This window comes from Pseudomonas sp. W2I6 (genome assembly GCF_030815935.1).
Lineage (GTDB): Bacteria > Pseudomonadota > Gammaproteobacteria > Pseudomonadales > Pseudomonadaceae > Aquipseudomonas.
Genome location: NZ_JAUSXJ010000001.1, coordinates 2,287,706 through 2,312,374 on the forward strand (window position 1 = coordinate 2,287,706; position 24,669 = coordinate 2,312,374).

Genomic DNA, 24,669 nt, shown 5'->3' on the forward strand with positions numbered 1-24,669 from the left:
ATTTAACCCCATGTTCGAGCTGGATCATGACCTGGCGCAGGATATCGTCAATCGCACCATGGCGATCCTGCCCTATAACGTCAACGTCATGGACAGCCAGGGCCTGATACTGGGCAGCGGCGAACCCGAGCGGATCAACACCCGCCACGAAGGCGCGCAGTTGGTGCTGGCCAACGGGCGGGTGGTGGAAATCGACGGCCAGACCGCCAAGCACCTCAAGGGCGTGCAACCCGGGATCAACCTGCCGCTGCTGCACGACCAGCGCCTGATCGGCGTGCTGGGCATTACCGGTGAGCCGGAATTGCTGCGCACCTATGCCGAACTGGTGCGGATGACGGCCGAAATGCTGGTCAGCCAGCGTCACCAGCAAGCCGAGCAGCAATGGCGGCGCCAGCGCTGCGATGATCTGCTGGCACTGCTGCTGGCCGAGACTGGCGATTCGCCGCGCCTGGTGGATGAAGCCCAGCAATTGGGCCTCAAGCCGCAGCTGGCGCGCACGCCGTACCTGTTCGAGCTGGGCAGCGGCCAGTCGGCCGAGGCCTTGAGCGCCTGGCTGACCTCGCGCTACCCCGACAGCTGGTGCGTCAGCTCCGCGCAGTTTTCCCTGCTGTGGTGCCGGCCGGCGTCGGTGCAAGTCGATAACCCGCGCCTGCTGGAAAAGCTCGACGGCCTGGGCTGGAACATCCTGCGGGTCGCCGTCGGCGGGCAAGCGGACGGGCTGGCCGGCCTGCGCCGTTGTTACCGGCGGGTCGGCGACCTGCTCGCTTATGGCCGTGATGTGCTGCCCGAATCGCGATTGCTGACCCTCAATCGCTACCGCCTGCCGGTCATGCTCTGGCGCCACCGCAACGACGACGCCCTCGATGAATTGCTCAACCCGCTGCGCAAGGTACTGGCCAAGGACAGCAACGGCCAGTTGCTGGCGACCCTGCGCAGCTGGTGCGACCACGACGGCCAAAGCCAGGCGTGCGCCGATGCCCTGGGGATCCACCGCAACAGCCTGCGCTACCGCATGGAACGCATCGCCGAGCTGAGCGGCGTCGACCCGCTGACCCTCGACGGCATGCTCGCGTTGTACCTCGGCGTGCAGCTATTGCCGCAAGCTTTGTCCAAATGAACAACAAACCCCAGCCACTCTTGTGCAATGGACCGGCGTTATTGCCGGTGCCAACTGGCAGCATGGGCGTTATAAAAACCGGAGAAAGCCCATGAAAATCATCATCGCCCCCGACTCGTTCAAGGACAGCCTGAGTGCTGAAGGCGTGGCGAATGCCATTGCCGAGGGGTTGGCCAGCGTGTGGCCCGACGCCGAGCTGATCAAGTGCCCGATGGCGGACGGTGGTGAGGGCACGGTGGAATCGGTACTCGCCGCCTGCCAGGGCGAGCTGCGCACCAGCCGTGTGCAAGGGCCATTGGGCGGCAGTGTCGACGCGCATTGGGGCTGGTTGGCCGAGAGCCACACCGCAATCATCGAAATGGCCGAAGCCAGCGGCTTGCAACTCGTGCCACCGGGTCAGCGAGATGCGTGTTCCAGCAGCACCTTCGGCACCGGCGAACTGATCCGCGCCGCCCTGGATGCCGGCGCCCAGCGCATCATCCTGGCCATTGGCGGCAGCGCCACCAACGACGGCGGCGCCGGGGCGATGCAAGCCCTGGGTGTGCAGTTGTTTGATGCCGAGGGAGCAGCGCTGCCCCTTGGCGGCCTGGCGCTGGGCAAGCTGTCGCGCATCAGCCTTGAACAACTGGATCCCCGCCTGAACGAAGTGCGCTTCGAAATCGCCGCCGACGTGAACAACCCTCTATGCGGTCCTCACGGGGCCTCGGCGATTTTTGGCCCGCAAAAGGGCGCCAATCCCCAGCAAGTCGAACAACTGGATGCGGCCCTCGGCCATTTCGCCGATCACTGCGCCAGGGTATTGCCCAAGGATGTACGTGACGAACCCGGCAGCGGCGCCGCCGGTGGCTTGGGTTTCGCCGCCAAGGCGTTCCTTGGCGCGCAGTTTCGCGCGGGTGTTGAAGTGGTCGCAGAGCTTGTTGGGCTTGAGCAAGCCGTGCGTGGCGCCGACCTGGTGATCACCGGCGAAGGCAGGTTCGACGCCCAGACCCTGCGCGGCAAGACCCCGTTTGGAGTGGCGCGAATCGCCAGGCAGCACAACGTGCCGGTGATCGTGATCGCCGGCACCCTGGGTGATGGCTATGAGCAGATGTACGCCCACGGTGTGGATGCCGCGTTCGCCTTGCCGTCCGGCCCGACTACCCTGGAGCAGGCCTGCAGCGAGGCACCGCGCCTGTTGCGCGAGCGCGCCTCGGACATCGCGCGGGTCTGGAAATTGGTGGCTTCGCGTTCCCGATGAGTGCAGTGCAGGGCTCGCCATTCTGAGGCTTTGCCGCCTACACTGGTCGGCCACGTGTTTTTCAAAGGACGAAACACCATGCACACACCTGAACCCAAGATCGTTATCACGCGCTTCACCGAGGCCCACCTTGAAGGCGTCGCTGCGCTCTACAACGACCCGGCTGTCTGCCGTCAGGTGCTGCAAATGCCTTTCCAGTCAGTCGAGGCCTGGCGCAAACGCCTGGTGCAGGACAACGAGCGGCGGCTACAGCTGGTGGCGCTGCATGCCGGTGAAGTGATCGGCCAGCTGGGTTTGGAACAGTATTTGCGCGTGCGCCAAAGCCACGTCGGTTCATTCGGCATGGGCGTCGCCACCGCCTGGCAGGGCAAGGGCGTGGGCTCCCGGCTGCTGGGCGCGGCGCTGGAGGTGGCGGATAACTGGATGAACCTGCACCGGGTGGAACTCACGGTGTATGCCGACAACGAAGCCGCCCACCGGCTGTACCACAAGTTCGGCTTCGAGACCGAAGGCCTGCTGCGCGACTACGCCGTGCGTGACGGCGCATTCGTCGACACGCTGACCATGGCGCGCATCCGCAAGCCGGCCTAGTCGTCCTGCAACGCAAACGCCACCGCAGCCTGCGCATGCAGCTCGGTGGTGTCCAGCAAGGGCAGGTCGCTGTGCTGCGGCTTGATCAACAGGCTGATTTCCGTACAGCCGAGGATGATGGCCTGGGCGCCACGGGCGGCCAAAGACTCGATCACCCGCTGGTACACCTCGCGTGATGCGTCGCTGATCACCCCGACGCACAACTCTTCGTAAATGATCCGGTGCACGGCCTGGCGCTCTTCAGCGTCCGGCACCAGCACGGTCAGCCCCTGCGCCGCCAGGCGTGACTTGAGAAACTCCTGCTCCATGGTAAACGCGGTACCCAGCAGGCCAACGGTCAGGGTGCCAGCTTCCACGGCCGCCGCGCCGGCAGCGTCTGCAATATGCAGAAACGGTATCGACACCGCCGCCTCAATCCGCGGCGCTACCAGGTGCATGGTGTTGGTACACAGCACGATGCACTCGGCGCCCCCGGCTTGCAGGCGGCGGGCGGCGTCTTCGAGGATCAGCGCCGCATCGTCCCAGCGCCCGGCGTGCTGGGCCTGCTCCACCGGGCCGAAGTCGACGCTGTACATCAACAGTTGTGCCGAGCGCAGCGGCCCGAGCTGGTCGCGCACGTTCTGGTTGATGATGCGGTAATACTCGGCGCTGGACTCCCAGCTCATGCCGCCGATAAGGCCGATGGTGCGCATGCGATGCTCCTGAATTGGACGGGCGAGGGCACACATTACCCGCGCGCTGCGCTTTAGTCATACGCCGGTGTGCGGCATCTGCCATGATCAAGGCTCGCAACATGGGTCACCCAAGGAACACGGCAATGGACGATGTACAACAACTGGGCGAGATGCTGCGTCATTACGCCGACAGCGAAGCCCACAAGAAACAGCAGTTCGAAGTGCAGTCGGCCCATTGGGCGCAGAAGATCGGCGAGTTGTTCGGCCAGATCGAGCAGTGGCTTGCGCCTGTGAAGACGGTCGGTTTGCTGGAAGTGCAGCGCGAGGCGTACGTGGCTTCCGGCCCCAGCGTGCCGGTGGAGACCTCCACCTTCAAGACCGAGAAACTGACCATCCATATCGCCGGCAAACCGGTGGAGTTCGTGCCGGATGTGATGGGCGCCGGTGGTTTGATTTCGCTGTCGGTGATGGGCTTGACCGCCGCCCGCTACGGCAGCATTTCCCTGGTATTACTCCCGGGGAAAAACGACTGGCTGTGGAAGAAAACCAACGGTTTGAAAGACCCGGATACGTTCGGCTTCGATGCCAACTTCCTGGCGTTGCAGTTGCAGAGCCTGATTCCCCGCGAACGCGGCTAGTCGCTCAATGTGGTGCTTGTGTGGGAGCGGGCTTGCTCGCGAAAGCGGTGTGTCAGTCGCTGTATATGTTGACTGAACCACCGCATTCGCGAGCAAGCCCGCTCCCACAATTAGATCTCTATATTGCCCCAGTCCTGCTTTGTTTCCTCAGGCGCCACCGCGTTGACCCGCTTGCCCGTGGCCCGCTCCACCCGCCGTGCCACTTCCGGGTCATCGGCGAACGGCATCAGGCTGGCCTCATCCAGGCTCTCCTTCGACTGGCCCCGCAGGCAATACTCCACCGCGCCATACAGGCCGATCACCGCCGCCAGGTTCAGCGCTATCTCCCACATCAGGCGATCTGCGCGTCAAGCTGCGCCACCTTCAAATCCGCCACACGCACGGTGCGCCAGGTGTTGTACGCCATCAGCAACATGCTGCTGAGGAAGAACACCCCGCCGACGAATCGCACCACAAATCCCGGATGGCTGGCCTGTAACGCTTCCACAAACGAGTAGGTGAGGGTGCCGTCATCGTTCACCGCCCGCCACATCAGGCCCTGGGTGATGCCGTTGACCCACATCGACGCGATGTACAGCACCGTGCCAATGGTCGCCAGCCAGAAGTGCATATTGATCAGCCCCACACTGTGCATCTGCGCGCGCCCGAAGATTTTCGGGATCATGTGGTACAGCGAGCCAAACGTGATCATCGCCACCCAGCCCAGGGCGCCGGCGTGGACGTGGCCGATGGTCCAGTCGGTGTAATGGGAGAGGGCGTTGACGGTCTTGATCGCCATCATCGGCCCTTCAAAGGTCGACATCCCGTAGAACGCCAGCGACAGCACCAGGAAGCGCAGGATCGGGTCGGTGCGCAATTTATGCCAGGCCCCGGAAAGCGTCATCATGCCGTTGATCATCCCGCCCCAGCTCGGCGCCAGCAGGATCAGCGACATCGCCATCCCCAGCGACTGCGCCCAGTCCGGCAGCGCGGTGTAGTGCAGGTGGTGCGGACCGGCCCAGATGTACAGGGTGATCAGCGCCCAGAAGTGCACGATGGACAGGCGATAGGAATACACCGGTCGCCCGACCTGCTTCGGCACGAAGTAGTACATCATCCCCAGGAAACCGGTGGTCAGGAAGAACCCCACGGCGTTGTGCCCGTACCACCACTGCACCATGGCGTCGGTGGCCCCGGAGTACACCGGGTAGGACTTGAACCAGTCCACCGGGATCGACAGGTGATTGACCACGTGCAGCATGGCGATCACCACGATGAACGCACCGAAGAACCAGTTGCCGACGTAGATGTGCTGGGTCTTGCGCTGCACCACAGTGGTGAAAAACACGATCGCATAGGCCACCCACACCACGGTCATCCACACCGCGCCGCTGAACTCGATCTCGGCGTATTCCTTGGTGGTGGTGTAACCCAGTGGCAGGCTGACCAGCATGATCACGATCACCGACTGCCAGCCCCAAAAGGTAAAGGCAGCGAGCTTGTCCGAGTACAGCCGTACCTGGCAGGTGCGCTGTACTGCGTAGTAGCTGGCGGCGAATTGCGCGCTGCCGGCAAAGCCGAAAATCACCAGGCTGGTGTGCAGCGGGCGCAGGCGCCCGAAGGTGGTCCACGGCAGGTCGAGGTTCATCTCGGGCCACACCAGTTGCGAGGCGATCCACACGCCCATGGCCATGCCGACCACGCCCCAGACGATAGTTGCAATGACGAATTGACGCACGACCTTGTAGTTGTAGGCCTGTGCGGTTGATGGTGGTTGCATGCTTAGTCCTCCCACGGTTCCAAGTGGGCGGCACTGTAGGAAGTATGGGTAGAACAATACAGACTCAGACCCGGGTCATTACTACGGATCAGCCACTAACCTGCATTTTTCGCACGTTACCCCCGTCAATAAATCGTTTGTCCAACCCCCGCCCAATGACAAAACTGCAAGTCACTCGCAAAACAACAACGATTGGGCAAAAAACCATATGCAAATCGAGCGCAACTTTTACAACGGCCACTTCGCCGAACCTGCCAGCACCGCCCAAATCGCGGTCTACAACCCCGCGACCGAGGCCCAGGCAGGCCGGGTGTCCGCCGCCACCCCTGATGAAGCCATTGCGGCCGTCGATGCCGCCGCCAGCGCACAGAAAACCTGGGGCAAGCTCACCAGCATCCAGCGCGCCGAACACCTGCGGGCTTTCGCCGCCGCCCTCGAAACCTGCGCTGAAAGCATAGGCCGGGCGCTGGCCAGCGAATCCGGCAAAAGCCTCGACGACGCCAGCAACGAGGCGCGCTACGCCGCCCAGATCACCCGCTACCACGCCGAATGGGCACGCCGCATCGAAGGCGAAATCATCCCCAGCGACACCCCGGACGAAAACCTGTTCCTGCAACGCGAGCCGATTGGCGTCGTGGCTTGCCTGATTCCGTTCAACTACCCGGTCTATACCCTGCTGCGCAAAATCGCCCCGGCGCTGATTGCCGGCAACACCGTGGTGGTGCGCCCGAGCAACAACACGCCGTTGTCCGCCTTTGAAATCGCCCGTGCCGTCGAGCAGTCGGGCATGCCGGCCGGCGTGATCAACATCCTGACCATGGACCACGCCACCGCCGCCGCCCTGTGCACCCACAAGGCCGTGGGCCTGATCACCCTGACCGGCAGCGTCAACGCCGGGCGCATCGTGCTCGACTACTGCAAGGCCAACATCGCCAAGCCGTCCCTGGAGCTGGGCGGCAAGACCCCGGCGATCATCGAGGCCGACGCCGACCTGGAAAAAGCCGCCAGCGACATCATCGCTTCCAAGACCACCCACTGCGGCCAACTGTGCACGGCCGTCGAGCGGGTGTATGTGCAGGAAAGCGTCTATGACCGATTCCTGGCCCTGCTCAAGGCCAAGATCGGCGCCGTCAAATTCGGTGACCGTGCCACGGATGCGGGCCTGATGGGCCCACTGGTCAACGCCAGCTCCCGGCAGAATATTCACGCCATGGTCGAGCGCGCCATCGCCGACGGTGCTGTACTGGAAACAGGCGGCGTACTCCCCGACGGCCCGGGCCATTTCTACCCGCCGACGCTGCTCAGCGCCTGCCGCCAGGACATGGAAATCATCCAGGAAGAAATCTTCGGCCCGGTGCTGCCGGTGCTCAAGTACCGCGATATCGACGAAGCGCTGGCTATGGCCAACGATCACCAGTTCGGCCTGTCGTCGGTGCTCTATACCGAGAACTACCGCACGGCCATGAAAGTCGCCAACGCCATCGAGGCCGGCGAGTTGTACGTCAATCGCACCCCGGCCGACCCTTACCAGGGTTTCCACGCCGGCTGGAAACGCTCAGGGCTGGGCGGCGATGACGGCAAGCACGGGATGCTTGAATTCACCCAGACCCGTTTGGTGGTCATGAAGTACTGATTCACCGACCACCGGCTTCACCTCAATAAAAACAATTATCGGGGCACCTGCACAGTGGGTGTCCGAGGTCTACAAGATGTCCAAGCCTGCACCCGTTGCCCAGGGTTTCGATGCCGTGTCCGCGGCTAAAAGCGACAAAGCCAGTCGCTACTTCCAATTGATGTTGCTGGTACTGGCCGCCGGGGCGATCTACCCGATCCTCTACCTGCGCCAGGTCTACCAGACCACCATGCTTGAGGTGTTCCAGATCAACCACAGCCAGCTGGGTTATCTGTACTCGATGCTCGGTACGATCTTCCTGCTCAGCTACCTGCCGAGCGGCTGGTTGGCCGATCGCCTGCCGCCACGCTTCCTGATCTTCTTTTCGCTGGTGGCCACCGGGGCCCTGGGTATCTGGTACTCCACCGTGCCGTCGATGACCGGCCTGATGATCATCTTCGGCTGCTGGGGCCTGACCACCGGCCTGACCTTCTGGGCTTCGGTGCTCAAGCGGGTGAAGATGATCGCCCATCACAGTGAGCAGGGCCGTTTCTTCGGCATCCTCGACGGCGGCCGTGGCCTGGTGGAAGCCTTGCTGGCGACCGTGGCCCTGGGGCTGTTCGCCTACGCCACCGAGACCCGCAGCCAAACTGCGGCCGAAGGCTTCAAGCACGTGGTGTACCTGTATTCGTTCGTGTGTATTGCCATTGGTTGTGTGCTGGTGCTGCTCAAGGACCCCAAGTCCATGGCCGAAACTGCGGCGGTGGAGAAGGGCAAGTTCAACCTGATCGCCGACCTCACCACCCTGGTGAAAATCCCCGAGCTGTGGCTGGTGACCGCCATCGTGTTCTGCGGTTACCACATGTTCTGGGCCACCTACAGCTTCTCCGATTACCTGCAAGGCAGCGGCATGACCGCCGTGATGGCCGGCACCATCACCACCATCAAGCTGTGGATGCGGCCCATCGGCGGGATCGGCGGTGGCTGGCTGGGGGACAAGTTTTCGAACATCTCGGTGCTGATCGTCGCGTTGCTGCTGGTGACCCTGGCGATGGTCGGCCTGATCGTGTTCCCGGCCATTGGCAGCCTCGGCTTGCTGATCGGCACGGTGATCTTTATCGGCCTGATGACCTACGCGATTCGCGGCCTGTACTGGGCGATCCTCGACAGCTGCGACATCCCGCTGCGCATCACCGGCCTGGCCATCGGCATCGTCTCGGTGGTGGGTTACCTGCCGGACACCTTTATCCCGCTGATCAATGGCTACCTCACCGACACATACCCGGGGCAGGTCGGCTACAACCTGTACTTCGGCTACATCGCCTTCATCGGCGTGCTCGGGACCCTCGCGGCCCTGACCTTGCGCGCCCGGATCAATCGTAAAAAATTCAACCAGACAGGTGCCTGAGATGAAAATCGTCGCCCTTGAAACCCATATTGTCGCCGTACCGCCACCGCACATCGGCGGCATGTATTGGCTGTTCGTCAAACTGAAAACCGACTGCGGCATCGAAGGCGTGGGCGAGATCTACGCCGCCACCTTCGGCCCCAAGGCCATGCTGCCGATCATCGAGGACGTGTTCGAGCGCTACCTGCTCAACCACGACCCGCACCATATCGAGCGCTTCTTCCGCCAGGCGTACTCCAGCGGCTTCACCCAGCGCCCCGACCTGACCATGATGGGCGTGGTCAGCGGCCTGGAAATGGCCTGCTGGGACATCATCGGCAAGGCCGCCAACAAACCGGTCTATGAGTTGCTGGGGGGCAAGGTCAACGAACGCCTGCGTTCCTACACCTACCTGTACCCGGTCAACAGCAAGGGCGAGTACGACTACGACGACCCGGACCTGGCCGCCGAATGCGCGATCGAGAACATGAACAAGGGCTTCACCGCCGTGAAGTTCGACCCGGCAGGCCCGTACACCGCGTACTCCGGCCACCAGATCTCCCTGGAAGTGCTGGAACGCTGCGAAACCTTCTGCCGCAAGATTCGCGAGGCGGTGGGCGACAAGTGCGACCTGCTGTTCGGCACCCACGGGCAGATGGTGCCGTCGTCGGCGATTCGCCTGGCCAAGCGCCTGGAGAAATACGACCCGCTGTGGTTCGAAGAACCGGTGCCACCAGGCCAGGAAGAGGCCATGGCCCAGGTCGCGGCGAAGACCAGCATTCCCATCGCCACCGGCGAGCGCCTGACCACCAAGTACGAGTTCTTCAAGCTCTTGCAGGCCGGTGGTGCATCGATCCTGCAAATGAACGTGGCCCGCTGCGGCGGCCTGCTGGAAGCCAAGAAAATCGCGAGCATGGCCGAGGCCTACTACGCGCAGATCGCCCCGCACCTGTACAACGGACCGATCGGCGCAGCGGCGAGTTTCCAGTTGGCCACGTGCACGCCGAACTTCCTGATCCAGGAAAGCATCATGACCTGGGGCGGCTTCCATGCCGAAGTGCTGACCAAGCCGCTGCAATGGGAGGACGGCTACATCATCCCGTCCACCGAGCCGGGACTTGGGGTGGAGCTGAACATGGACGTGGTGCGCAAGCACACGCCGTACACCGGCGAGCGGCTGCACCTGCAAATGGCGCCCACGCCTGCTGACGTGAAAGACACTTCGCCCGCCAAGGGCTAAAAAAAACGACTTATGCGGTAACCGTGAATGACATACGACTACATCATCGCCGGCGCCGGCGCCGCAGGTTGCGTCCTGGCCAACCGACTCTCCGCCTCGGGCGAGCATTCGGTATTGCTGCTGGAAGCCGGCGGCAAGGACAGCTCCTGGTGGTTCAAGATCCCGGTCGGTTTCGCCAAGATGTACTACAACCCGACCTTCAACTGGATGTACTACAGCCAGCCGCAAAAACAGCTGGCCGACCGTGCCATCTATGCCCCGCGGGGGAAGGTGCAGGGCGGTTCCGGCTCGATCAACGCCATGATCTACGTGCGCGGCCAGGCCCATGATTTCGATGACTGGGCGGCCAATGGCAACGACGGCTGGGGCTTCAAGGACGTGCTGCCGTACTTCCGCAAGCTGGAAAATCACCCCCTGGGCGACACCGAATACCACGGCAGCAGCGGCCCCATCAGCATCACCCCGATGAAGGGCCAGACCCATGCCATCTGCGATGTATTTCTCAAGGGCTGCGAGCAATTGGGCTATGGCCTGAGCGATGATTTCAACGGGCCGAACTTCGAAGGTGCGGGCCTCTATGACGTCAACACCCGCAACGGTGAGCGCTGCTCCAGCAGCTTTGCGCACCTGCACCCGGCGTTGGGTAGGCCGAACCTGACCGTGGAGTTGCATGCGCTGGTAGACCGCGTGCTGTTCGACGATCAGCAGCGCGCCACCGGCATCAGCGTGACCCAGCACGGCGTGGTCCGAACCTTCAGCGCGCGCAAGGAGGTGATCCTGTGCGCCGGGGCGGTGGATACGCCGAAGATCCTGCAACTGTCGGGTGTGGCGGACAAGCAATTGCTCGCCGAACACAACATCCCGTTGGTCAAGGACCTGCCTGCAGTGGGGCAGAACCTGCAGGACCACCTCTGCGCCAGTTATTACTACAAGGCCAATATCCCGACCCTGAACGACCAGCTCAGTTCGCTGTTTGGCCAGTTCAAACTTGGCCTCAAATACCTGCTGACCCGCAAGGGCGCGCTGGCCATGAGCGTCAACCAGGCCGGCGGGTTCTTTCGCGGCAACGAAGGGCAGGCGCACCCCAATCTGCAGCTGTACTTCAACCCGCTGTCGTACCAGATCCCGAAAAACAACAAGGCCAGCCTCAAGCCCGAGCCGTATTCAGGCTTCCTGCTGTGCTTCAACCCGTGCCGGCCTACCAGCCGCGGGACGATCCGCATCGCCTCGAAAAACCCACGGGACGCGGCCTTGATCGACCCCAACTACCTGAGCACCCAAAAGGACATCGACGAGGTGATCCAGGGCAGCCGGCTGATGCGCAAGATCATGCAGGCTCCGGCGCTCAAGGGCGTTACTGTGGCCGAGGTATTGCCGGGGCCGGCGGTGCAAACCGATGAGCAGATGCTGCAGTACTTCCGCGAGAACAGCGGCTCGATCTATCACCTGTGTGGCTCTTGCGCCATGGGCTCGGACCCGCTGGTGTCGGTGGTGGACAAGCGCCTGAAGGTGCACGGGATGCAAGGACTGCGGATTGTCGATGCGTCGATTTTCCCCAACGTGACCTCGGGCAATACCCATGCGGCGGTGTTGATGGTGGCGGAGAAGGGCGCGGATCTGATCCTGCAGGATGCCTGAATTGATCGTTCCCACGCTCTGCGTGGGAATGCATCCTGTGACGCTCCGCGTCACGACTTCAAGAGCAGACGCGGAGCGTCCAGGGCGGCGTTCCCACGCGGAGCGTGGGAACGATCATAGAGAGACCGTGTTTTGCCACTGGGCAACCGTTTCGGCACTGATGCTTACCCCACCACACACAATCACCACCACATCCTCAACCCCGGCAATCGCCCCATGCTCCAGATACGCCACGGCCAACGAAACCCCACATGCCGGTTCCACCAACTGGCGTAAATCATCGGCGTACCGCGCCACGCCCATCATCGCGTCGGCATCACTCAACACCACGCATTGATGGGCAAACCTGCCGATATGCTGCACCGGCCACGTCGCCACCTGGGTCGCGGCCAACGACTTGGCCACGGTATCGATCTTCGCCAGCCGCACGGGCTTTCCAGCCTCTACGGCAGCAGCAAACGAAGCCGCGCCCGCCGTTTCACACGCAATCACCTTGCAGCCGAACCGCCCATGACGCTCCAGGCCCGTCAGAACGCCCGCGAGCAGTCCACCGCCGCCCACCGAGGTCACGATGGCGCCCACCTGAGGGCAGTCCTCAAGAATCTCATCGATCATGCTGCTGTGGCCTTCCCACAACAGCGGGTGATCAAAGGCCGGCACATACAGCGCCTCGGGTGCTTCGGAGAGTTGCAGCGCCAGCTCATTGGATTGATCCCACAGATCACCGTGCACCACCACCTCGGCCCCGGCCTGGCGGATGCGTGTGCAGGTGGCTTCGGGGGTGGTGGTCGGCACCACGATCCGCGCCTGTAACCCCAGGCCGCGCGCCGCGAAGGCCGTGGCCAGCCCGGCATTGCCGCCGGAGGGGCATACCACCGTGGTCTTGCCCTGGCTCGCCGCGTAGGCGCACAGCGTGGTCATGCCGCGCAACTTGAACGAGCCACAGGGTTGCAGGTTCTCGAGCTTCAGCCAGACCCGCCGGGTAGCGGTAGACAAGCCGGGGTGCAGGATCAACGGGGTGCGAATCGGCAGCATTTCACAAGTTCCTTTTGGGTGAGGCTGCCATCCTACCTCAGCTCGTGGCTGCCACCAGGGGGTCGGCCGGTGTCCTGCGGCGCGTCACATGGCTGATGCCCATGATGATCAACGGCGTGAACAGGGCGATGTAGGCGTTGTCGATGCCCCACGGATTACCGGCGAGGAACCAGCCCACGGTCGCGAGCAACGAGGCAATGATGCTCAGGAATGCCCCGGCCGCCGTGCCGAATTTCGGCGCGTAGAACACCATCAACACCAGCACGGCCAGGGAGGCGCGTAATGCCTTGCCGAGGAAGGCGATCATCAGCACCTTGTCCGAGGTCAGTGCCAGGGCAATCGGCAACAGGCCGACAGCGATGGTCGCCAGGCGCACGAAGCGCAGGGACTTGGCGTCGCTTTTTTCCGGGTTGAACCATGGCTCGTAGAAGTCCCGCAGCAACAACGTCGCCGAGCCCATGCTCACCGCCGAAATGGTGCCGAACAGCGAGCCGGCAAGGCCTGCCACCACCAGCCCGGCCGTCAGTTGGTCCATGCTGGCGATCAGGGTGGGGAAGGCTTGCAGGGAGTCGACATGGGGGAACAGCACCGCGCTGCACATACCGATCAGTGCTGCGCCGATGCCGAACGGCACCATCAGCACCGCCACGTAGAAACAGGCGCGCTGGGCCTTGCCTGCATGGCTGACGGTGTTCACCGCCTGGATTACGTATTGGGTGGAGAAGATCGAACCGATCCCGGCGATCATCCAGGCGATGATCTGGCCCCAACCCACGGCGGTCCAGTCAAACATGCTGGCGGGCAATTGCGCTTGCAGCTGGCCGATGCCGCCCACCTGCTTCAAGCCGAACCACAAGGCCAGGCCGACGCCCAGGTATTTCAGGGCGGCGTGGACGAAGTTGGTGTAGATCACTGAGCGCATGCCGCCGATGCTGACGTATGCCACCGAGACTACGCCGACGATCACGATCGCCAGGGTTCGGTCTACTTGCATCACGCTGGCCAATACGGCGCCGCCGCTGGCGTAGATCGAGACGGCGACGATCTCCAGGGCAAAGATGGTGATGATCGACGTGGCGAAGCGGGTGCGTTGGCCGTAGTTGCGCGCGAGTACGCCGGAGATGGTGTTGTCGCCCAGGTCCTTGTATTTGCGCGCCAGTAGCCAGGCGAAGAGTACGAAGCCCAGGGCCAGGGCGAACAGGTTCCAGGCGGCGGAGATGCCGACCTTGAAACCGGTTTGGGCGGTGCCGATGCTGACTGCGGTGCCGATAAATTCCGAGAGCATCAGGAAGCCGATCAGGAACGCCGGGAAGTGGCCGCCGCCGGTGGTGTAGTTGTTGGCGCTGCGGGAGTGGCGGCGGACGCCGTAGCTGATCAGTGCCAGGCTGAGCATGTACAGGCCGGTGATGGACAGTACGATCCATGAGGAGTGGGTGGGCATTTTTTATACTCTTTAGGTATTTTTGTAATTGCGGGTAGTTTCCTCTGCTGGTTTTGCTTTCGTCTAATATCGGGTTGGTATGGTTTGATACTCTTTTGGTATGGGTGTATATCCGTTATCTGGGTAACGGCTACCTATGGTTTCGCTCTTACAGCGAGGGCCGCCGCCGCGCAATACCTGCGTTCGGCCTCGAGCTTATTGGGGCAGTCAGATCAAGATCAAAAGCAAGAGCACGGCGGCCTGAAAGCCGACCTGAGTGTTAAAAGCCAAGCGCTTTTCTGTAGGAGCTGGCTTGCCGGCGATGCAGACACCTCGGTGCATCAGGTACACCCAGTTGACGCCATCGCCGGCAAGCCAGCTCCTACAGTGGACCGTGCCTGCTTTAACTTCTGATTTGGCTTTTAACACTCAAGCCGGCTTTCAGGCCGCTGTAAGAGCGGAACCAATATCGGCCATCACCCAAATAACGGCTATGCCCCCGATCTACCACCCCCGCAACCGCTCCCAAACCTGCACCTCACCATTCTCCAGCAGCGCGCCATAGCTGCCGAACTGCGTCCCCGTAGCACACGCATGGTTAGGCAAAACCCTCAGCCGCGTCCCCAGCGGAAACCGCTCAACCACATCCACCGCCACCCCGTCGAACCAAGCCACCCCATGCTCCTGATTCGCGCTGCCCACCAGCAACCCCTCAATCACCTCACCACCCTCGGTACACACCTGCCCATAACCAAAATCCCGCTTCTGCGACTGCGTCCCGCGATCCCGACTCATCGCCATCCACCCCGCGTCGGTAATGATCCAGCCCTTTTCCACCTGATGCCCGATCACCGTAGTCAGCACACTCAACGCCAGCTCATCAATGCGGCACACCCCAACGTTATGCATCACCAAATCAAAAAACGCATAAACCCCAGCCCGCAGCTCAGTCACACCCTCCAGGCTCACCGCCGACAGCGCCGTGGGCGTCGAACCCACACTCACCTGCAAGCAAGGCAACCCCGCCCCCCGAATCACCTCGGCCGCTGCAACACAGCGCGCCCGTTCCTGCTCGGCAATCGCCCGCAACGCCTCAGGCGCATCCAGCCCGTAACTTTCCCCGGCATGAGTCAACACCCCGGCAAGCATCCCGCCGCCATACAGCAGCCTGGCGATCTCCAGCAACAGCGGATCCTGAGGCTTCACCCCGGACCGGTGCCCATCACAGTCAATCTCAATCAGCACCGCAAAAACCTCACCCTGCAGCGCACCAAACTCGACAATCGCCCGGGCCCCGGCAAGGCTGTCGGTGATCAGCGTCAGCGCACACCCCTGACGACGCAACGCCAACGCCTGAGGCAATTTATGCGGCGCCATCGCCACCGCATACAGAACGTCCCGAATGCCGAGGTCGAAAAAATACTCGGCCTCCTTCAATGTCGAAACCGTAATCCCCGTGGCCCCGGCAGCGATTTGCGCCGCCACCACCTCGGCACATTTATGGGTCTTCACATGGGGCCGCAAGCTCACACCCAAGTCATCGGCACGCTGCTGCATACGCAGGATATTGCGCTGCATCCGGGTCACATCCAGCAAAGCTGTCGGGGTTTCCATCGTGCACACTCCAAAAGGTAAATTGACGGTCTATCCAGTACTGGATATGTTGTCTGAATGAAAAAACACACTCCCGAACAAGCGGCCTTGATCAGCCAGCTCGAACAGATTGCCGAAGGCCTGAGCAAGACCTTCAGCCCGTTTTGCGAGGTCGTGCTGCACGACCTGCGCGACCCCCAGCACGCAATCATGGCCATCCACAACAACCTCTCCGGGCGGCAGCCGGGTGACCCGGCCACCGAGCTGGGCCTGGCGCGGATTGCCGATCCCGAGTACCCGCAGGTGATCGCCAACTACCAGAACCAGTTCGCCGACGGGCGTCAGGTCAAGAGCACTTCCATCGGCATCAAGGACTCCACCGGCAAGTACGTGGCGGCCTTGTGCATGAACGTCGACCTCTCGTTGTTCCGTGGCTTGCAGGGCATGCTGGAACAGTTCGGCTCGGTCAGCGGCGACCGGCCCGCCGAGTCTCTCGACCCGTCCGGTGCCGACGCCATTCGTGCACGCATCGACCAGTTCGCCGCACGCCTGGCGACCACCCCACGTGCCCTCAAGGCCGCCGACCGGCGGCTGCTGATGCAAGAGCTGAAAGAAGCCGGCGTGATGGACATCCGGCGTGCCATGGAAACGGTTGCCTCACACCTTGGGGTCTCGCGGGCGGCGGTCTACACCTACGCCAAATGACCTATGCCGAGCGCGCCACGGCTTCGATTTCAATCAGATAGCCGTGGTGCAGTTCCGGCACCGGCACCACCGCGCGGGCCGGGCGGTGACCTCCCAGCGCAGCGGCGTACAAGCCATCAAATTCAGGCCAGTGTTTTACCCCCACCACGTACACCGTGACTTTCACCAGGTCTGCGGGTGAGCCGCCTGCGGCCTTCAAAATCGCCAACAGATTGTCCAGGGCCACTTGAGCCTGTTCGGCAAACGAAGCCTCGAGGTTATGACGCCCGTCAGGGCTCACCGGCAATTGACCGGAGATGTACAGCGTGCCCTGGTGGCTCACGGCCTGGGAGTAGTGCCCGGCAGGCGCCGAGGCCGCGGGGGTGTGGATGAAGTTCATTTTGGAGCGCTCAGCAACTGCGCATACGTTTGGAGGTCGACGTTGCCGCCGGTCACTATGACGCCCACGCGCTGGCCCCGGAACTGATGCTTGAGGTTTCGCAGGGCCGCGAGGCCAAGGCAGCCGGTGGGCTCCACGACCATCTTCATGCGCTGCATGAAGAACTTCATCGAGGCCACCAATTCGGCGTCCGAGACAGTGAAAATGTCAGTGACTTGCTCGCGAATGATCGGGAAGGTGTGCTGACCCAAATGCTGGGTCTGGGCGCCGTCGGCGATGGTGACGGGCGTGTCGATGTGCACGATGCTGCCGCTCTGGAAGGAGCGCTGGCCGTCGTTCCCGGCTTCGGGCTCGACCCCGTATACGAGGCAATCGGGCGCCAGCGCACGGGTGGCCAGCGCGGTGCCGGAGAGCATGCCGCCACCACCCAGGCCGACAAACAGCGCGTCCAGCGGGCCGGTTAACTCCAGCAGCTCCTTCGCGGCAGTGCCTTGGCCGGCCAGCACGTCCGGGTGGTCGAAGGAGGGGATCAGGGTCATGCCGTGTTGCTCGGCGAGTGTGCGACCGATCTGCTCGCGGTCTTCGGTGATGCGGTCATAGAACACCACGCTTGCACCGTATTCCCGGGTAGCGGCGACCTTCGCGGCGGGGGCGTCGGTGGGCATCACGATGGTTGCCGGCATCTGCAACAACCGCGCGGCCAGCGCGATGCCTTGCGCATGATTACCCGAGGAAAACGCCACGACGCCAGCCTTGCGCTGCTGCTCATCAAAACGCGACAGCGCATTGAAGGCGCCGCGAAACTTGAACGAGCCGGTGCGTTGCAGGTTTTCGCACTTGATAAACACCTGGGCGCCGGTCTCGGCATCGAGGGTACGCGAGGTGAACACCGGCGTGCGGTGGGCGAAGCCTTCCAGGCGCTCGGCGGCTTTGATTACGTCATGGTAGGAAGACGGTGGCATGGGAGGGACCTCTCGAATGTCGTTAGATGGATAAAATATCCATATCTATACAAACTGTAAAGTTGCATTTCATGCTAGCGTTTCGGGCTTCTCTGATCTGTAGAGGGCTCGACGTTGATTCGACTGACCGATTACATCGCTGATTTTTCCCGTTCGCCGCTGGCACCCTGGGTGGATCTTGCGCCGTGGGAGTTGGTGACCCAGGCGCCGGAAATCGTTCGCAAATTGCTGGCGGGGCTTTCTGATGACGACTATGAGATTCATGACGAGATTGCCGTGCACCGTACTGCGGTCGTGGAGGCGGGCGCTGTTTTGAAAGCGCCGCTGATCATCGGCGCCCACTGTTTTATCGCTGCCGGTGCCTACCTTCGCGGCGGTTGCTGGGTGGATGAATATTGCATCTTCGGACCGGGTGCAGAGCTCAAGACATCCTTTGTCTTCAGCGGCAGCAAGTTGGCGCATTTCAACTTTGTCGGTGATTCGGTATTGGGCCGCGGGGTTAACCTGGAAGCCGGCAGTATCGTGGCCAACTACCGGAACGAGCGTGACGACAAGGAAGTGCAGGTGCGCATTGACGGGCAGTTGCAGCGCACCGGCTGTGACAAGTTTGGCGCGCTGCTTGGGGATCAGTCGCGGGTTGGAGCCAATGGTGTGTTGGCACCGGGAGCGGTGCTTGCGGCGGGTAGTGTGGTTAGGCGTGGGGAGGTTTTCGATTGTGAGGGGTAGGGGGGGTTTGGTGTACATATCCGTTAGTTGAGTAACGGCTGCTTATGGTTTCGCTCTTACAGCGACTCGCTTTGGAAAAGCCGGAATGCCGGCCCAGCCCAAAGTAAGCACAGGGCTCTGCCCCGCCTGTCGGCGCCTCGCTGTGGCTCGGGCTTATTGGGGCAGTCAGAGCCAGATCCAAATCAAAAGCAAGAGCACAGCGGCCTACAGGCCGGCTTGAGTGGTAGAAGCCAGAGCAAGATCAAGGGCGCACACGGTCCAAATGTGGGAGCGGGCTTGCTCGCGAATGCAGTCTGTCAGTTGATGCATTGGGTGACGGACACACCGCATTCGCGAGCAAGCCCGCTCCCACATTTTTTGACCGTGCTCGCTTTAGATTTTGATTTTGCTCTTCAACACTCAAGTCGGCTTTCAGGCCGCTGTGCTCTTGATCTGTTTTTGATCTTGATCTTAGGCGCCCCGTTAAACCACGCTGGCCGAACGCAGGTAGCACGGGGCAGGGACGCCCCGTCGCGGCGGCCCGCTTCCCAACGCTACTGCAAGTTGACAAACAATCCCCCGTCTACCAACAGCGAAGCTCCGGTCACATACCGCGCCATGTCCGAGGCTAGGAACACGATGGGCCCCGCGACGTCGTCGGGTTCACCCAGGCGCCCCAACGGCGTGCGCGAAGTCATGTACGTCAGCTTCTCCTCGTCGGCCAAGTCTTCCTTGTTGATATCGGTGGCAATCGTTCCCGGCAGCACCGAGTTGCAGCGAATACCATACGGCCCCAACGCAATCGCACAGGACTGCATCAACGAGTGCAGCCCGGCCTTGGTCGGCGTGTAGTGCGTCTGCATCCCGCCACCCACCAGCGCACTGATGGAACTGACGGCGATGATCGCGCCGCCCTTGCCCTGGTTTTTCATCTGGTTTGCCGCCGCTTGCACGGCGAAGTAGGCGCCGTTGAGGTTGGTGTTGACCGTCTTCAGGTACACCTCACGCGGCATGTCGAGAAACGAGTGGAACGGACAGATCCCGGCGTTGTTGACGAACACATCCACACCGCCAAATGCCTTGAGCGCGCCGGCCACCAGTTTGTCGCCGGTGTCCGGATCAGCCGCATCGCCGCCCACCTCCACCGCTTGGCCGCCGAACGCCTTGATTTCCTCGATCAACGAAAACGCCGCTTCAGTGCCTTGGCCGCTACCACTGTGGCCGATGACCACACGGGCACCCTGGCGTGCACATTCCCTGGCGGCGGCGCGGCCGATTCCACGGGAGGCGCCAGTAATAATCACGGTTTTGTCTGCAAGTAACATAAGTGAACTCCTGAAAAAAAGCGGCCTCAGCCGAGATAGTTGCCGTAACCGACCATGGCAATGGCACCGAGAATCACCGCGATACCCGCGGCCAATACGCCTTTGTTGGTGGCGCTGGTGCCCTGCCATTCGCGGAAATACAGGCCCCAGCAGTTGGATACGATGATGATGAAAGACATGTGCAACACCCACGAACTGGCGTCGTTCTGCAGGCGGCTTTCGCCCATGCCGTAGAAGAAAAACTGCAGGAACCACAGGGTGCCGGCACACGCCACCAACAGGTAGTTGCCAAGCAGCGGAGTGCTGCGGTCGGTGTAGTTGTGGAACGTGCGGTTGCGCCAGTTCAGCCACAGGCACCAGAGGCCGTTGGTGGTCAGGCCACCCCACATGATCACCATGAAGGTCACGTTGTTCTGGAACAGGCTGTTGGCGCCATGCTCGACAGCCGCGGCAGCCAGTGGGCGCCCGGCTGAAATACCGTAGCTGAAGCACGCGCTCAGCACCCCGGAGATCACCGCTACCAGCATGCCCTTGGCCACCGAGAACTCGCTGATGCTGGCGAATTTCACCGCTTCCGGCACTTCTCGTTCCTTGATCAGCCCGGCCTTGCCGCACACGGCGATGCCCACCAGCGATACCGCCACGCCCCACAGCACCCAATGCCCGCCCTGGGAGGCGAGCATTGAGGTCAGGGTGCCTTCGGTGGCGTCGGTGAACAGGTCGCGATACAGCGCCGGCATCAAGGCGCCAAGGGCCGAGGTCAGGCCCAGTACCAGCGACATGCCCAGGGACAGCCCGAGGTAGCGCATGGTCAGGCCGAAGGTCAGCCCGCCGATGCCCCAGAGCACGCCGAACAGGTAGGTCCAGAGCAAGGTGCTGCTGTCGGCCTGGCGCAGGATGTCGGCCCAGCCGGGCACGGTCAGTTGCGCGGCAATCAGCGGCACGATCAGCCATGACACCAGGCCGCCGGTGATCCAGTAGCTTTCCCAGGCCCAGCCGCGGACTTTCTTGTAGGGGATGTAGAAGCTGCCGGAGGCGAAGCCGCCGATGAAGTGCAGAATCACACCGAAGAGAATGATTTCCACGTAGTCGAATCCTTTTTTATTGTTGTGGTAGCGCGCTGTTTCAGCCTGGGGTAAGGCTGAACATCGGGATTAAATCCACGCTGACGGGCGAGGCGTCCGGCTGGCTGGGCATGATGTCTTGCATGTACTGCCACCACCGTTGCATCAGCGCGGTGCCCGGCAGTGCGTCGAGCCCGTGCCGCTCTTCGTGGGTCATCACGGCGAACAAGGCGTTGCTGGCCTCGTCGAGGAAGATCCGGTAGTCCACCACGCCGGCATCACGCAGGGCCTGGGCCAGTTCGGGCCAGATCTCATCGTGGCGTCGACGGTACTCGGCGTGCTGACCGGGGTTGAGGTTCATGCGAAAGGCTCGGGTCTGCATTACTTGCCTCCGTGGGGTGGCGTAGGACTGTAGATGCGCACCGCGTTGTGCAGGAAGAACTTGCCCTGTACGTCCTCGGGTTTGCCCGCCATGCAGGCTTTCACCAGGCCCAGGGTGGTGGCGAAACTGGCCAAGTGATCGCTGTTGGGCCAGTCGCTGCCGAAGAAGCAACGGTCTTCGCCAAAGGCTTCCCACAGCACGGCCAGGCGGTCGTTGTAGAACGCCGGGTCAAGGATCAGACCCTGCGGGCCGACCTGGGGGATTTCCGCCAGTTTGGCAAATACATTCGGCCGCTCTGCCAGGCGCATCAGGTCGGCGTGATACGCGGATTCTTCGCCGGCGGGCACGCTGGCATTGGGCAGGTGATCGACGATGATGCGCAGCTCGGGCAAGGCATCGCTCAAATGCAGCAGCCCTTTGATCAAGCGCGGATTGGGGTTGGCGCTGTCCAGGCCACGCCCGTATTCGGCGAGGCGGCGCAGGCCTTCGATAAAGCCGGGGCGCTTCTGGTCGTCTGGCAAATCGCGGTCCCACAGGTTGCCGTAGCGCAAACCGAGGAACAGCGGTTCATGGGCCAAGGCATCGAGGTCTGCCGCAAAGTCGCCGTGCAGCGGGTCAAGGTTGCCGACGAAACCGAGCATGCGCAGGTCGCTGCGCAGGGTCTCCAGCAACCAGCGGTTGTCGTCGCGCCACGGGCTGGCTTCCACGGCAATCGCGCCGATCACGTTATGTTCGCCTGCCAGCGGCCAATAATCCGCCGGCAAATGTGCGGCATACAGCGCGTTTCCCGGCTCGGGCCAGGGAATACCCTGGGGGCGGCGCGGGTCGAACAGGTGCAAATGGCTGTCGATGATCGGCCCGCTGTAAGGGGTAAGGGGCATAGTGCAATCCTTCGGAACAATGGATGGGGAAGGGCCCGCACGCTACCGCGCCAAGGCCCGTTGCACCACTTCAGCTCTGCAAGTACACCGCATGGGTGTGGGTGTACTCGTACAGGCCGTGCTTGCCATCGGCGCCGCCGATCCCGGATTTACGCACGCCGGCATGAAAGCCTTGCATCGCCTCGAAGTTCTCGCGGTTGACGTAGGTCTCGCCGAACGACAATTCGCGCACCGCCTGCATCGCCTTGCCCAGGTCGCGGGTGTAGATCGAGGAGGTCAGGCCGTAGTCGCAGTCGTTGGCCATGGCGATGGCTTCATCCAGGTCGTCGACAATCTGGATCGGCAGCACCGGGCCAAAAATTTCTTCGCGCATGATTTCCATGTCGGCGTGGCAACCGGCCAATACCGTCGGCTGGAAGTGAAAGCCCTGGCCCAGGTCGGCGATCTGTCCACCGGTGACCAGCGATGCACCCTGGCTCAAGGCGGTGCGTACCTTGCGATTGACGCTGTCCAGGCCTTGGCGGTTGATCAGCGGGCCCATCTCCACATCGGCCTGGGCGATGGGGTCGCCGTAGCGGGTGGCGGCCATCGCGGCGCTGATGCGCTCGATGAACTGGTCGGCCACCTTGCGCTCCACGTACACCCGTTCGGCGCAGTTGCACACCTGGCCGCTGTTGATGATCCGCGAGTCGCGAATGGCGTTTACCGCGAGGTCCAGGTCGGCATCGGCGAGGACGATGGCAGGTGCCTTGCCACCCAGCTCGAGGTTGAGCTTGGTGATATGGGGGGCGGCGGCAGCCATGATCCGCGAGCCGGTGGCGACGCTGCCGGTGAAGCTGATCATGTCCACGCCCTTATGGGCGGTGAGGGCGCCACCGACGCGGCCATCGCCGCAGACCACATTGAATACCCCGGCCGGCAGGTCGGTCTCGGCCACCAGTTTGGCGAACTCGAAGCAGTTGTTCGGCGTTTCTTCGCTGGGTTTGATCACGATGGTGTTGCCGGTGAGCAACGCCGGGGCCATCTTGCGGGCGATCAAAAAGAACGGGAAGTTCCACGGCAGGATGCCGGCCACCACACCCAGGGGTTTGCGGAACAGGAAGATATTTTCATTGGGGCGGTCGCTGGTGATGATCTCGCCTTCAATGCGGCGCGCCCACTCGGCCATGTAGTCGAGGTAGTCGGCGGTGAAGTTGACTTCCACTTCCGCCAGGCCGCTGACTTTGCCTTGCTCCAGGGTGATGGTGCGCGCCAGGTGGGCGACGTTTTCCCGCAGCTTGGCGGCGATGCGGCGCAAGTGCCCGGCACGTTCGATCGCCGGTTTGCGCGCCCAGTCTTTTTGCGCATGACGTGCGGCAGCCAGGGCTTGGTCGATGTCTTCGGAGGTGGACGCCGGGACCTTCGACAACAGGGCGCCGGTGGCCGGGTTCAATACATCCAGGTGCGCATCGCTGGAGGTAAAGCGGCCGTTGATGAAGTTCTGGTAGACCGGTACGGATGACATGCTTGGCTCCTCAGTAAGTACGTGACGGTGCTTTGGCGTCGGCGGCGGGGCGATAGCGGGCCAGGGTCGACATGGCACCCTGGCGCAGCAGGCTGATGTCGATGGCCACCGCAATGAACTGGCAGCCCCAGGCTTGATAGCGGCGGACGTCGTCTTCGTTGGGCGCGAGAATGCCGCAGGCCTTGCCGGCCGCCAGCGTGGCATTGACCGCGTACTGGATGCGCTCCTGTACCTCGGGGTGCCCAGGATTGCCGGGGTGACCGAGGCCGATGGACAGGTCGGCGGGGCCGATAAACACCGCGTCCACGCCTTCCACCGCCGCAATCGCCGCGACGTTTTCAACGCCCAGGCGCGACTCCACCTGCACGATCAGGCACAGCTGTTCATGGGCGGTGTTGAGGTAATCCGACACGCCGTCCCAGCGGGTGGCGCGGGTCAAGCCGCCACCAACGCCACGAATACCGTGGGGCGGATAACGCATCGCACGCACCAGGGCCTTGGCTTGCTCGGCGGTTTCGACCATCGGGATCATCAGCGTCTGGGCGCCGACGTCCAGCAGTTGCTTGATCAGGTTGGCGTCGCTGCTTACCGCGCGTACCACCGGGGCGGTGGCGTAGGGCGCCACGGCCTGGAGCTGGTTGAGCACGCCGGGTACGGTGTTGGGGGCGTGTTCGCCGTCAATCAGCATCCAGTCGTAACCAGTGCTGGCGACGATCTCGGCGGCATAGGCGGTGGCGAAGCCGGCCCAGATCCCGTATTGCGCGGCGTCTTTACGCAGCGCGGCCTTGAAAGCGTTGTGGGGCATGTTCATGGCAGGAGTC

At 62.6% G+C, this 24,669-nt stretch carries 24 protein-coding genes; 10 read left to right on the top strand and 14 right to left on the bottom strand.

The annotated features are described in order from the left end of the window. The first annotated feature begins 10 nt into the window (after positions 1–10). From QF039_RS10905 to QF039_RS10915, 3 genes are all read left to right on the top strand, one after another. Positions 11–1,117 carry a sugar diacid recognition domain-containing protein gene (locus QF039_RS10905; protein ID WP_003212558.1) on the top strand — a complete coding sequence of 369 codons (1,107 nt, stop codon included), beginning with the start codon at positions 11–13 and terminating at the stop codon, positions 1,115–1,117. A gap of 91 nt (positions 1,118–1,208) precedes the next feature. After that, complete coding sequence (locus QF039_RS10910; RefSeq protein ID WP_307518005.1) at positions 1,209–2,354, top strand: glycerate kinase; 1,146 nt, start codon at positions 1,209–1,211, stop codon at positions 2,352–2,354. Between the two features lie 78 nt (positions 2,355–2,432). Further along, positions 2,433–2,945: a GNAT family N-acetyltransferase gene (locus QF039_RS10915; protein WP_003212556.1), complete on the top strand. Its 513-nt coding sequence runs from the start codon at positions 2,433–2,435 to the stop codon at positions 2,943–2,945. Here QF039_RS10915 and QF039_RS10920 read toward each other — a convergent pair. After that, entirely contained in the window at positions 2,942–3,637 is a 696-nt protein-coding gene (locus QF039_RS10920) for an aspartate/glutamate racemase family protein (RefSeq protein WP_177067360.1), read from the bottom strand. The genes QF039_RS10915 and QF039_RS10920 overlap by 4 nt on opposite strands. A 125-nt stretch (positions 3,638–3,762) precedes the next feature. Here QF039_RS10920 and QF039_RS10925 point away from each other — a divergent pair, with 125 nt between their 5' ends. Then, positions 3,763–4,257, top strand: a complete 495-nt coding sequence (locus tag QF039_RS10925; RefSeq protein WP_003212554.1) for a hypothetical protein — start codon at positions 3,763–3,765, stop codon at positions 4,255–4,257. Between the two features lie 110 nt (positions 4,258–4,367). On the opposite strand, the gene QF039_RS10930 is transcribed toward QF039_RS10925, so the two are convergent. Both QF039_RS10930 and ccoN read right to left on the bottom strand, forming a co-directional pair. Further along, positions 4,368–4,589: a cbb3-type cytochrome c oxidase subunit 3 gene (locus QF039_RS10930; protein ID WP_307518009.1), complete on the bottom strand. Its 222-nt coding sequence runs from the start codon at positions 4,587–4,589 to the stop codon at positions 4,368–4,370. Next, positions 4,589–6,016 carry a cytochrome-c oxidase, cbb3-type subunit I gene (gene ccoN / locus QF039_RS10935; RefSeq protein WP_307518011.1) on the bottom strand — a complete coding sequence of 476 codons (1,428 nt, stop codon included), beginning with the start codon at positions 6,014–6,016 and terminating at the stop codon, positions 4,589–4,591. Before ccoN ends, QF039_RS10930 begins: the two co-directional genes overlap by 1 nt. Positions 6,017–6,224: 208 nt before the next feature. Between ccoN and aldA (QF039_RS10940) the strand changes: the two genes are divergently transcribed. From aldA (QF039_RS10940) to QF039_RS10955, 4 genes are all read left to right on the top strand, one after another. Then, complete coding sequence (gene aldA, locus QF039_RS10940) at positions 6,225–7,649, top strand: aldehyde dehydrogenase (RefSeq protein ID WP_307518013.1); 1,425 nt, start codon at positions 6,225–6,227, stop codon at positions 7,647–7,649. 76 nt (positions 7,650–7,725) lie between these two features. Continuing rightward, on the top strand, positions 7,726–9,036 hold the full coding sequence (locus tag QF039_RS10945) for a nitrate/nitrite transporter (RefSeq protein WP_003212550.1): 1,311 nt from the start codon (positions 7,726–7,728) through the stop codon (positions 9,034–9,036). A gap of 1 nt (position 9,037) precedes the next feature. Beyond that, complete coding sequence (locus QF039_RS10950; protein ID WP_008432553.1) at positions 9,038–10,255, top strand: mandelate racemase/muconate lactonizing enzyme family protein; 1,218 nt, start codon at positions 9,038–9,040, stop codon at positions 10,253–10,255. A gap of 27 nt (positions 10,256–10,282) precedes the next feature. Then, positions 10,283–11,893, top strand: coding sequence for a GMC family oxidoreductase (locus tag QF039_RS10955; RefSeq protein ID WP_177039956.1), 1,611 nt, complete (start codon positions 10,283–10,285; stop codon positions 11,891–11,893). 114 nt (positions 11,894–12,007) lie between these two features. Here QF039_RS10955 and QF039_RS10960 read toward each other — a convergent pair whose 3' ends face one another. The 3 genes from QF039_RS10960 to QF039_RS10970 form a co-directional block, all read right to left on the bottom strand. After that, positions 12,008–12,928, bottom strand: coding sequence for a pyridoxal-phosphate dependent enzyme (locus QF039_RS10960; protein WP_307518017.1), 921 nt, complete (start codon positions 12,926–12,928; stop codon positions 12,008–12,010). 37 nt (positions 12,929–12,965) lie between these two features. Next, positions 12,966–14,369, bottom strand: a complete 1,404-nt coding sequence (locus QF039_RS10965; protein ID WP_177035528.1) for a sodium:solute symporter family protein — start codon at positions 14,367–14,369, stop codon at positions 12,966–12,968. 483 nt (positions 14,370–14,852) lie between these two features. Next, entirely contained in the window at positions 14,853–15,962 is a 1,110-nt protein-coding gene (locus QF039_RS10970) for an alanine racemase (protein ID WP_307518020.1), read from the bottom strand. 57 nt (positions 15,963–16,019) lie between these two features. Here QF039_RS10970 and QF039_RS10975 point away from each other — a divergent pair, with 57 nt between their 5' ends. Next, positions 16,020–16,646, top strand: coding sequence for a transcriptional regulator (locus QF039_RS10975; protein ID WP_003212543.1), 627 nt, complete (start codon positions 16,020–16,022; stop codon positions 16,644–16,646). A gap of 1 nt (position 16,647) precedes the next feature. Here QF039_RS10975 and QF039_RS10980 read toward each other — a convergent pair whose 3' ends face one another. Together QF039_RS10980 and QF039_RS10985 are read right to left on the bottom strand one after the other, a co-directional pair. Next, positions 16,648–17,025, bottom strand: coding sequence for a RidA family protein (locus tag QF039_RS10980; protein WP_307518023.1), 378 nt, complete (start codon positions 17,023–17,025; stop codon positions 16,648–16,650). Then, on the bottom strand, positions 17,022–17,987 hold the full coding sequence (locus QF039_RS10985; RefSeq protein WP_177008509.1) for a threo-3-hydroxy-L-aspartate ammonia-lyase: 966 nt from the start codon (positions 17,985–17,987) through the stop codon (positions 17,022–17,024). Before QF039_RS10985 ends, QF039_RS10980 begins: the two co-directional genes overlap by 4 nt. Positions 17,988–18,101: 114 nt before the next feature. Between QF039_RS10985 and QF039_RS10990 the strand changes: the two genes are divergently transcribed. After that, on the top strand, positions 18,102–18,713 hold the full coding sequence (locus QF039_RS10990) for an LpxA family transferase (RefSeq protein ID WP_087693858.1): 612 nt from the start codon (positions 18,102–18,104) through the stop codon (positions 18,711–18,713). A 533-nt stretch (positions 18,714–19,246) separates the two neighbouring features. Here QF039_RS10990 and QF039_RS10995 read toward each other — a convergent pair. From QF039_RS10995 to QF039_RS11020, 6 genes are all read right to left on the bottom strand, one after another. Next, entirely contained in the window at positions 19,247–20,017 is a 771-nt protein-coding gene (locus tag QF039_RS10995) for an SDR family NAD(P)-dependent oxidoreductase (RefSeq protein ID WP_307518027.1), read from the bottom strand. 26 nt (positions 20,018–20,043) lie between these two features. Continuing rightward, positions 20,044–21,102 carry an L-rhamnose/proton symporter RhaT gene (rhaT, locus tag QF039_RS11000; protein ID WP_102605252.1) on the bottom strand — a complete coding sequence of 353 codons (1,059 nt, stop codon included), beginning with the start codon at positions 21,100–21,102 and terminating at the stop codon, positions 20,044–20,046. Between the two features lie 40 nt (positions 21,103–21,142). After that, entirely contained in the window at positions 21,143–21,463 is a 321-nt protein-coding gene (gene rhaM / locus QF039_RS11005) for an L-rhamnose mutarotase (RefSeq protein WP_087693855.1), read from the bottom strand. Next, positions 21,463–22,344, bottom strand: coding sequence for an amidohydrolase (locus tag QF039_RS11010; protein ID WP_087693854.1), 882 nt, complete (start codon positions 22,342–22,344; stop codon positions 21,463–21,465). Before QF039_RS11010 ends, rhaM begins: the two co-directional genes overlap by 1 nt. Positions 22,345–22,414: 70 nt before the next feature. Beyond that, positions 22,415–23,848: an aldehyde dehydrogenase gene (aldA, locus tag QF039_RS11015; RefSeq protein WP_178965456.1), complete on the bottom strand. Its 1,434-nt coding sequence runs from the start codon at positions 23,846–23,848 to the stop codon at positions 22,415–22,417. A gap of 10 nt (positions 23,849–23,858) precedes the next feature. Continuing rightward, the gene (locus tag QF039_RS11020; protein WP_307518033.1) at positions 23,859–24,659 is read right to left on the bottom strand and encodes an HpcH/HpaI aldolase/citrate lyase family protein; all 801 of its coding nucleotides are present in this window, start codon (positions 24,657–24,659) and stop codon (positions 23,859–23,861) included. Positions 24,660–24,669 lie beyond the last annotated feature (10 nt).

Excerpts from the sequence above, each read along its gene's own strand:
- QF039_RS10980 (WP_307518023.1), bottom strand. The coding sequence starts at position 17,025 with ATGAACTTCATCCACACCCCCGCGGCCTCGGCGCCTGCCGGGCACTAC.
- QF039_RS10950 (WP_008432553.1), top strand. The coding sequence starts at position 9,038 with ATGAAAATCGTCGCCCTTGAAACCCATATTGTCGCCGTACCGCCACCG.
- QF039_RS10945 (WP_003212550.1), top strand. The coding sequence starts at position 7,726 with ATGTCCAAGCCTGCACCCGTTGCCCAGGGTTTCGATGCCGTGTCCGCG.
- rhaM (WP_087693855.1), bottom strand. The coding sequence starts at position 21,463 with ATGCAGACCCGAGCCTTTCGCATGAACCTCAACCCCGGTCAGCACGCC.
- ccoN (WP_307518011.1), bottom strand. The coding sequence starts at position 6,016 with ATGCAACCACCATCAACCGCACAGGCCTACAACTACAAGGTCGTGCGT.
- QF039_RS10915 (WP_003212556.1), top strand. The coding sequence starts at position 2,433 with ATGCACACACCTGAACCCAAGATCGTTATCACGCGCTTCACCGAGGCC.
- QF039_RS10920 (WP_177067360.1), bottom strand. The coding sequence starts at position 3,637 with ATGCGCACCATCGGCCTTATCGGCGGCATGAGCTGGGAGTCCAGCGCC.
- QF039_RS10905 (WP_003212558.1), top strand. The coding sequence starts at position 11 with ATGTTCGAGCTGGATCATGACCTGGCGCAGGATATCGTCAATCGCACC.
- QF039_RS10995 (WP_307518027.1), bottom strand. The coding sequence starts at position 20,017 with ATGTTACTTGCAGACAAAACCGTGATTATTACTGGCGCCTCCCGTGGA.
- aldA (WP_307518013.1), top strand. The coding sequence starts at position 6,225 with ATGCAAATCGAGCGCAACTTTTACAACGGCCACTTCGCCGAACCTGCC.
- QF039_RS10965 (WP_177035528.1), bottom strand. The coding sequence starts at position 14,369 with ATGCCCACCCACTCCTCATGGATCGTACTGTCCATCACCGGCCTGTAC.
- QF039_RS11010 (WP_087693854.1), bottom strand. The coding sequence starts at position 22,344 with ATGCCCCTTACCCCTTACAGCGGGCCGATCATCGACAGCCATTTGCAC.
- QF039_RS10930 (WP_307518009.1), bottom strand. The coding sequence starts at position 4,589 with ATGTGGGAGATAGCGCTGAACCTGGCGGCGGTGATCGGCCTGTATGGC.
- QF039_RS10970 (WP_307518020.1), bottom strand. The coding sequence starts at position 15,962 with ATGGAAACCCCGACAGCTTTGCTGGATGTGACCCGGATGCAGCGCAAT.
- QF039_RS10925 (WP_003212554.1), top strand. The coding sequence starts at position 3,763 with ATGGACGATGTACAACAACTGGGCGAGATGCTGCGTCATTACGCCGAC.
- QF039_RS11020 (WP_307518033.1), bottom strand. The coding sequence starts at position 24,659 with ATGAACATGCCCCACAACGCTTTCAAGGCCGCGCTGCGTAAAGACGCC.
- aldA (WP_178965456.1), bottom strand. The coding sequence starts at position 23,848 with ATGTCATCCGTACCGGTCTACCAGAACTTCATCAACGGCCGCTTTACC.
- QF039_RS10910 (WP_307518005.1), top strand. The coding sequence starts at position 1,209 with ATGAAAATCATCATCGCCCCCGACTCGTTCAAGGACAGCCTGAGTGCT.
- QF039_RS10955 (WP_177039956.1), top strand. The coding sequence starts at position 10,283 with ATGACATACGACTACATCATCGCCGGCGCCGGCGCCGCAGGTTGCGTC.
- QF039_RS10960 (WP_307518017.1), bottom strand. The coding sequence starts at position 12,928 with ATGCTGCCGATTCGCACCCCGTTGATCCTGCACCCCGGCTTGTCTACC.
- QF039_RS10975 (WP_003212543.1), top strand. The coding sequence starts at position 16,020 with ATGAAAAAACACACTCCCGAACAAGCGGCCTTGATCAGCCAGCTCGAA.
- QF039_RS10985 (WP_177008509.1), bottom strand. The coding sequence starts at position 17,987 with ATGCCACCGTCTTCCTACCATGACGTAATCAAAGCCGCCGAGCGCCTG.